This is a genomic window from Marinobacter sp., from assembly GCF_014859525.1.
In the GTDB taxonomy this organism is placed as follows: domain Bacteria; phylum Pseudomonadota; class Gammaproteobacteria; order Pseudomonadales; family Oleiphilaceae; genus Marinobacter.
In genome coordinates this window covers 1-7,309 of record NZ_JACUUB010000098.1, presented here as the reverse complement: position 1 = coordinate 7,309, position 7,309 = coordinate 1, and the positions used below count along the sequence as shown (strand labels likewise).

The following is a 7,309-nucleotide window of genomic DNA, read 5'->3' as shown; positions in this document are numbered from 1 at the left end:
GCACATTGCCGTTAACACTGTTCGCGTCCAGATTGGCATTGAAGGTAATCCGCACATTGCTGTTGACCGCAACGCCGGTTGCGCCATCTGCGGGAACAAACTCGGTCACCTCAAACCTGCTACTTGGTGCATCGCAGAACAAGGCCTGCTCGGTCTGGTCCCGTGTGGGATCCTGGGGGACAGATACACGTGGGTCACCCGGGCCACCGCTGCCGCCACAGCCAGCGAGAGCGAGAGATGAAGCAATGGCCAGTGCCGTCAAACTACGTTTTGCAATAGTCATGATTGCGTCCTCTGCTTACTTCTTCATGATTTCGGTATGTTCGCCAGAGACAATGGCCTCTACGCGACGGTTCTGGGCACGCCCTTCCGGGGTATTGTTGGAGGCAACCGGCTGGGATTCGCCCATGCCTGAAGTGGTAATCCGATCACGCACAATGCCGAACTCGTTGATCAGTACTTTCATCACGGCGTCTGCCCGACTCTTGGATAAACGCTGGTTGTAACTGGCAGAGCCGGTGCTGTCGGTGTGGCCTTCCAGCAAAATGGTGGAGGTGGAGTATTGCTTCATTACCTTGGCCAGCTTTTCGATTTCCGGGTAAAAGGCTTCCCGTACTTCGGTTTTGTCCAGCTCAAACTCCACGTACAGAGTCTCCCGGATCTCACGGGTTAGCTCCTTGGGGCAGCCATCGGCATCCACCAAAGCGCCTTGCGGGGTGTTCGGGCACTTGTCCAGTTCGTCAATTACGCCATCGCCATCAGAATCCTTGGGCGGAGCAATAACAGGCTCTTGCGCGGGTGCCATAGCGATGTCTGAACGAGGTGCCGCCGGGAACTTACGGTTGAACAGATAGTGAACGCCCGCAAAGTACTGGCCATCTACATAACCGTCTTCCAGCTCAGTGCGAGCGCGTACGCCTGCTTCAAACATAAAGCGGGGTGCCATCATGCGTTGCAGGCCGCCTTCCAGATAAAGGCTGTCTTCGTTCTTGCTGCCACCACCGTCTATATCCAGATTGGTGTTGCTGTAGCCCGCGCCGCCAAACGGGCGCCATCCGGCTAATCGGAACTTGCCTGGATGAATCCGCCCCCCGAGTGAAAAACGCCACAGCTCGATGTCGATATTGTTTACTCGGGTTTCTGGCTCGGCGTAGGCGGCCTGAGCGAACAGGCTGACATTGGGAGTAAACTGATGAGTCAGGTTAAGCCCACCTTCCAGGTAATTGTTCAGATTGTCGTCTACAGCGGATTTGTTGCGGGAGTTGCCAGAGTCAACGTAGCTTCCCTCCACGCCCACCGTGGTATAGCTGATGGGGAAGTTCTCCGCGCTTATCGCGAGACCAGGAACAAGCGCGGCGCCGCACAGGGCAGCCAGAGCCAGAATGCGTCTTTGCATGAGTTTGTCTCCTTGTAATTAAATCTCAAAATTAGTATAAGTTGTATTATGCGATATCACCACAAAAGATTACAAACTTTTACATTTGGCGAACAAGCAAGCTAAATGATCCTTAAAGGGTTCGGGCGCTTAAAAAGGAAAAATTTTGAACAAGCCATGGCCCGGGGAGGGTTCAGGCGTGATCAGGAAGTCTGAAGCGAAGGTTTGTTTGCGGAGGAATAACGGTGACCTGGTCCGCCAGAATAGCCTCAAGGTTAAAGACGGTGACAAATTTGGCGATGCCGAAGCGGGTAACCGCATCATAGGCAATGGCATTCAGCTCCCGGTAGGGTTCTTGTTCAACCAGTCGGTCGAGCAGGTCCATCCGGTTGGAGGGTTTGCGGGGAAAGTCTTCCCGGGGTGCGCCTTCTCTGTCTAGCCATTGGTTCCAGCGCTGGTTGACGTCGTCCAGCACTTCCCGGTTGGCCCGCAGCGGCAGATTGAGAAACCGGCACGATTTGAAGGTCGACAATTTATGTTTGTTGCTGTCCCACTCGCCGATGTCCACTTTGATATCGGCAAAGCAAACGCCAAGGCCGGTGCTGGCGCTCTCGCGAACAGCTGCGCCAATCAGACTGCCAGGCCCCTTGTTGCCATACAAAAGGGTGATGCCTTTACGCGGGAGCACAAAATCCGCCGCCTGAAAATAATCAGGTTGGCTGATTGTATGCTCGGCAGGCTGGTGCTCGCCCTCAAAGAAAAAGAATGTTTTTGTACCAATGGCAGACACAGTATTTTGCTACTCCAGAGAATCGGCGCGATAACGGCAAGTCGTTGCCTGAGGCCGGGTCGGCTGTTCAGCTTCATATGGTAACATTGAAGATTATTATAGAAAAATGAAAGCCTACTGTTTGTGAATCAGTGGGGATATTGCCAAAGAGTCTCAAAGGATAAATAAGAAGCATGGCCAGAAGCGAACTCACTCATCCATCAAAACCGATTAATGGGCAGTCTCTATTGAGCTTTAAAGCCGTTCTGGAAAGCTACCTTGGCGGTGGTGAAGTTCGGGATCTTGACATGGCCATGCTGATGAATGTGCCTCTTAACCGGCTAAGTCAGCTGAAAAGAGCCAAAAGCACCATCGAGACCGTGGGCCGCGGCCTGGTGACTGATGAGGCGATAGATCTGCCCGACGGTGAGGACGAAGTGGTGGCAGAGCTGCCCGGCATGCGGCCAAATCAGGCCATCCTGGTTCGGCTGCTATTGAAGCATCCAGCATGGGTGCCTATGCCGCTGCGCCCCTCGCATCCAGAGGTTTTTACTCTGCTCCAGCCTTTTATGCCGGGTGCCGTAGAGGATGGCCGGGCCCCTAACAAGTCCGGATTTGCACCCCTGTTTGGTCGCTCCTACATCTCGTCTTACAAGATGTTATCTGAGGGTGGGGACGGCTCCCAGGGTGCCGGCCTGCCAGTGACCCGGCTGCAATTGCTGGTGATCACCAAATACGCCCAGGCCTTTGCCAATGCGTTAAAAAACCTGTCAGATAAGGCGGCTGAGGTGCCCGCTGAAGTTCGTGCCGCGCTGGCCAATACTCATGGCTGGGCGCTGCTGCGGGAACGGGATTCGTTAACAGACTGGATGAGCGACGAGCAGTTGTTCGAGTTCGAGGCTGACGTAAAGCGCCGATTTAGGGAGTGGTTTGAAAAGCACTACCTGCAAGTGCTGGAAGACGAGGCCATCTCGCGGGATGTCAGCCCGGAGCAGGCCATCGAAAAAGGCAAGTGGACTAACACCGCCGCGGTTTCAGATCAAAAAATGGCGGCTTACAGTCGGGCAACACGCCCTATCCTGGGCCGGAACGACAGCCCCTTCGCGTTGTTCCGGGAGAGCTTTGGGCTCACCAGTGCGGAGTCTTACTGGGTGCTGGGTATTCAAATCAAGGCCTTCTACCGTTTTCGCCAGCGGGCAGAGCAGCGAATTGACGCGCCCACGTCTATCCTGCTGCGCTATCTGTTCCGTTACCCGGAAGACATCGCGCTGTTCATGCCGGCACCTGCCTCTGGCCGTGACATCTACGAGGCGATTCGTCAGGAAGATCCGGATTTCAAGCTAAGCCAGTTGGCGCCGCTATTTGGCGCATCCAGGGTGATGAGTTATGAGTTTGCGGAGGAGGGCGCTGCATGCCCGTTCTTCGCCCGTCGCCTGGCGACCGTGTTCAGCCAGCAGCGCGAAAAAGGGGAACCGATATACCGGGCCATACGTGAGTGTGTAGAGGAAGAGGTCATTGCCCGTGGTCTGGACCTTGCTCAGTTCTGGCGTGATGGTCGTTGGCACAGATAACAGGCGATTTGGCATTTCGGGCAAATAACTTTACAAAGTTTTTCAGTTATAACGATGTCCTATCCGAATATTGAAGTTAGGATGAAGGTGTGGCTATGGAAATGATCGTCGGATGGAATCACTAATACTGTACGCATTCGGCTGGGCCTGGATCACCCAAAACAGAAAAATAAAGAATCATTTCTCAAGATTGGAGCGTTGCACATGAATATTCTCGCTATCAAAAACAGATTGGCTAAGCCCTCCGTCGGGTCCAGGCAGAAAGGTGCGTCCTCGCTGGAATACCTGATGCTGGGTGCGGTTATCGTTATTATTCTCGGAGTCGTCATTGCGACGGCTGGTGATGAGGGCGGTATTGGCAGCAAAATTGTTGAAACATTTAACTCATTACTCGGCAACGCCCAAGAAAAAGTCGACGCGAGTTAAAGCACGTCGTTATCGATTTCCGGTTTGCTCGGGGGCGCTATGAGTATCAAAAACAATAGAGGCGTCATCGCCCTGGAATTCCTCATGGTCTTCCCGATGATCATGGCGATTATCTACGGTGCGGCGGGATACGGGGTACTATTTTATAACAAGTACCAGATGCAGGTGGCCGTTGATCGTGCGGCCTCTGCTGTTTTCTCGCTGGATCGCCGGGAATATGCAACTTTCTCAGACGGCGCCGTCACCCACAGCAGCGAAGTGCTGGCTGCCTTGAGTGCCCGGTTACCTGCGGTCACGGCCGATCACTTGTCTATCCGCGAGTGCAAAAGGGTTGATCACGGTGGTGCCGGTGGCGTGCAGTTGCTGGAGTGCGTGCTGGTGGCAGACCCCGGCGACTCCTCCTTTATGCCGCAAGTCCGGTTTCCCGGCGTTGGTGCCTTCCCCCCGATGCCCAGCCAGCTGACTGCGCGATCGTCCATTGCCTTCTGATCTCATCACCTGTGCCCGGCACAGCCCGTCTAATCGCCAGTTGTAAGGACAGGAGATATGAGGACAAAATTTATCTACGCAGTGCCCTCTCTGGTGTTGGCTTTGCTCGCCATTGGCCTGGCGGTTTACGGTCTTATGCAAACACCGGCTCCGGTCTCGCAAACGTCACCCGCACAGCAGTCGGAGGTCCAGGCCACTCAGCCGGTAAAAGAAGATGCGGTGCCGATGTATCGGTATCTGGTGGCGGTCGTTGATCTGGACGCGGGTGCCCGCCTTGAGCCAGAGCACGTTCAGGAATTTGAACTGCCCGTTGAACTGGCCAACAGCATTCCCTCTGAAGACGCTCCTTTTGGCGATACCCTGATCCGTCCTTTACGAGCCGGCATGCTGCTGTCTCAGGATCTGATCAGTGGTGGCACGCCACTGCAGTTGACATTGCAGGACGGGGTTCGGGCCATGGCCTTTGAGCTGACGTCGCTGTCCAGTATCGGTGGCCTTATTCAGCCCGGTGATCACGTAGACATTTATGGCACCTTCCGCGGCGCAGGTGGCACGGAGGCGGGTACTGCTCGGCTGATACAGAATGTGGAAGTGCTGGCTGTGCGGGGCGCCATGGAGCAAGGCAGTGACAGCAGTGACGACAGCCAGCGCCGCAACCAGACCATGGTGCTGTCGGTGCCCCAGAAAGACGTTGCACGGCTGGTGCTGGCAGCAGCCGAGGCCAGATTGAACTTTGTCGCATCCAAGCCGGAAGAGACCGTTGCTGAAGGCTCCGATGCTGCACAAGCGCCCCGGGCCGATGATCAACAGGTCACGCTAATGGCAGACATCCGCCCCAGTGCCCGCGCCAAACCGGCACCGGCTCCCCAGCCGAGACAAGCTCCCGCCAGAAATCCCGGGCAAGAGGTCAAAATTTATGAAGGTTCCGGCTCAAGGAGCGTCTATGTTCGCTGATCACCACACCATCTGCCGGGGCTTGCTTCCAATCCTGATGTGCCTGTTGGCGCTGCCGGCGCTGGCGGATGCTGATCGGGTTTCTGTGGCTCCGGGCGAGCAGCACGTGCTGTCCTTTATGAAGCCTCTTGAAAAAATGTCGGTCTCAAACCCGGATGTTGTGTCGGTCACCGCCACCGGCAGCCGGGAAGTGTTAGTAACCGCTAAAGCGCAAGGGTCGTCGGTTGTTCGCGCCTGGTTAAAAGGCGAGAGCGCGCCGCGCCAGACCAATTTCCAGGTATCGGACCTGCTGGGCGCGAAAAGCCCGCTGCCGATGCAGGTGCAAACCGACATCCGGGTGGTGGAGGTTAACCGCTCTGAGCTGAACACTCTGGGTGTGTATTACTCCCGGCTGTTCAATGGTGGCAACTCCAGCATCACTCTCGCGCCCCCCGGCAGTGGCGCTCGCGGATTTGGACCTGCGGATGCCGCTGCGGCGGGCCTGGGTGCCGAAGGCTTTAATCTGTTCAGTTTTGGCTCCAACTCCCTGAGCATTATCAATGCGCTGGAATCCGGTGGCTTCGCCTACACCCTGGCGGAGCCTTCGCTGGTTAGCCTGAGCGGCCAAACGGCGACTTTCTTGTCTGGCGGTGAATTTCCGATCCCCGTGTCATCCCGTGATGGCGACATTCAGATCGAATTCAAAGAGTTCGGCGTTAGCCTGGCGTTAACCCCCACCGTGATCAGCGAAGACCAGATTATTTTGAAAGTCGCGCCGGAAGTCAGCGAGCTGGACTTTTCTTCCGGTGTGGCCACTGGTGGTGTTGCAGTGCCTGGTTTGCGCATCCGGCGTACCGAAACCATGGTTTCTATGGGATCGGGGGAGAGTTTTATCATCAGTGGCCTGGTCAGCCGGTCCACCACCAACACCAGTGATCGGGTGCCGGGGCTGGGTAATTTGCCCATCCTGGGAGCGTTCTTCCGGTCAGACCGGGTCGCCTCTGAAGACAAAGAACTGATCATGGTGGTCACTCCCCGGCTGGTCAGCCCCCAACAAAAACTGCCGGCGAACGTGCGTAACTTTGGTAAAGAGTACGAATACAGCAGCACCGGGTGGCTAGACATGGTGATCAATGCCCGCGGAGCGGGTGAGCCGATCGAAAGCGGACTGAGCTGGTAAGGGAAAGGCACCGATGAGCGAAACCATAATCTGTGTAGCAGACGACGTAGGCGCCCGGGTGTGGCTGGAACGCGCGCTGGGCGCTGAGTGGCAACTGGAGTGCGTAAGCTCCATCGATTTGTCTCGGGTCAGCCGCCTGGTGCAGGCCACTGGCACCCCGGTGGTTATTGTCGCTATCGATGACAAAGACGCCAACCACGCCCTGAAAGTCTTCGCCGCCATTCAAAAAGCCTGTGCCGGTGCTCAGCTGGTGGGCGTAGCACATCGGCTGTCTCAGGATTTGCTGCTCAGCATCATGCGGGCCGGTGCCCGGGATTGCCTGATTACCGGCGTGGATTCCGATACCGCGCTCGAGCGCATCCGCAGAGTGGCGGAGGCAGCCGCCATAACCACCAGCAGCGCCAAACAGAATCGGGGCGACATCACCCTGATCACGTCGGCATCACCGGTGGTCGACACCCGGTTTTTCAGCCAAAATTTTGTGGTGGACCTGAACGAATACGAGGCCAACAAAAGCTTGCTGGCGCTGGATTCCAGCTCCGAGCCCAATCGCACCTTCTATTTTG

8 protein-coding genes and 1 pseudogene are annotated in these 7,309 nt (G+C 56.1%); 6 read left to right on the top strand and 3 right to left on the bottom strand.

All coding sequences use genetic code 11. The annotated features are described in order from the left end of the window. The 3 genes from IBX51_RS13610 to IBX51_RS13600 form a co-directional block, all read right to left on the bottom strand. Nucleotides 1–283: Ig-like domain-containing protein (locus tag IBX51_RS13610; RefSeq protein ID WP_291831826.1), on the bottom strand; the 283-nt coding region annotated here is incomplete at its 3' end. Between the two features lie 15 nt (nucleotides 284–298). After that, nucleotides 299–1,396, bottom strand: a complete 1,098-nt coding sequence (locus IBX51_RS13605; RefSeq protein ID WP_291831825.1) for an OmpA family protein — start codon at nucleotides 1,394–1,396, stop codon at nucleotides 299–301. Between the two features lie 172 nt (nucleotides 1,397–1,568). After that, complete coding sequence (locus IBX51_RS13600) at nucleotides 1,569–2,063, bottom strand: hypothetical protein (protein ID WP_291831824.1); 495 nt, start codon at nucleotides 2,061–2,063, stop codon at nucleotides 1,569–1,571. 275 nt (nucleotides 2,064–2,338) lie between these two features. On the opposite strand from IBX51_RS13600, the gene IBX51_RS13595 reads away from it, so the two are divergent. The 6 genes and pseudogenes from IBX51_RS13595 to IBX51_RS13570 form a co-directional block, all read left to right on the top strand. Beyond that, the gene (locus IBX51_RS13595; RefSeq protein WP_291831823.1) at nucleotides 2,339–3,715 is read left to right on the top strand and encodes a hypothetical protein; all 1,377 of its coding nucleotides are present in this window, start codon (nucleotides 2,339–2,341) and stop codon (nucleotides 3,713–3,715) included. Between the two features lie 204 nt (nucleotides 3,716–3,919). Then, complete coding sequence (locus tag IBX51_RS13590; protein WP_291831822.1) at nucleotides 3,920–4,141, top strand: hypothetical protein; 222 nt, start codon at nucleotides 3,920–3,922, stop codon at nucleotides 4,139–4,141. A gap of 39 nt (nucleotides 4,142–4,180) precedes the next feature. Continuing rightward, the gene (locus IBX51_RS13585) at nucleotides 4,181–4,630 is read left to right on the top strand and encodes a TadE/TadG family type IV pilus assembly protein (protein WP_291831821.1); all 450 of its coding nucleotides are present in this window, start codon (nucleotides 4,181–4,183) and stop codon (nucleotides 4,628–4,630) included. 57 nt (nucleotides 4,631–4,687) lie between these two features. Next, the gene (gene cpaB / locus IBX51_RS13580; RefSeq protein ID WP_291831819.1) at nucleotides 4,688–5,584 is read left to right on the top strand and encodes a Flp pilus assembly protein CpaB; all 897 of its coding nucleotides are present in this window, start codon (nucleotides 4,688–4,690) and stop codon (nucleotides 5,582–5,584) included. Next, nucleotides 5,574–6,743 carry a pilus assembly protein N-terminal domain-containing protein gene (locus IBX51_RS13575; protein WP_291831818.1) on the top strand — a complete coding sequence of 390 codons (1,170 nt, stop codon included), beginning with the start codon at nucleotides 5,574–5,576 and terminating at the stop codon, nucleotides 6,741–6,743. The genes cpaB and IBX51_RS13575 overlap by 11 nt, the downstream gene beginning before the upstream one ends. A 13-nt stretch (nucleotides 6,744–6,756) precedes the next feature. Then, nucleotides 6,757–7,309, top strand: a pseudogene (locus tag IBX51_RS13570) (response regulator receiver-like protein); the annotation flags it as partial.

Excerpts from the sequence above, each read along its gene's own strand:
- cpaB (WP_291831819.1), top strand. The coding sequence starts at position 4,688 with ATGAGGACAAAATTTATCTACGCAGTGCCCTCTCTGGTGTTGGCTTTG.
- IBX51_RS13605 (WP_291831825.1), bottom strand. The coding sequence starts at position 1,396 with ATGCAAAGACGCATTCTGGCTCTGGCTGCCCTGTGCGGCGCCGCGCTT.
- IBX51_RS13585 (WP_291831821.1), top strand. The coding sequence starts at position 4,181 with ATGAGTATCAAAAACAATAGAGGCGTCATCGCCCTGGAATTCCTCATG.
- IBX51_RS13590 (WP_291831822.1), top strand. The coding sequence starts at position 3,920 with ATGAATATTCTCGCTATCAAAAACAGATTGGCTAAGCCCTCCGTCGGG.
- IBX51_RS13575 (WP_291831818.1), top strand. The coding sequence starts at position 5,574 with ATGTTCGCTGATCACCACACCATCTGCCGGGGCTTGCTTCCAATCCTG.
- IBX51_RS13595 (WP_291831823.1), top strand. The coding sequence starts at position 2,339 with ATGGCCAGAAGCGAACTCACTCATCCATCAAAACCGATTAATGGGCAG.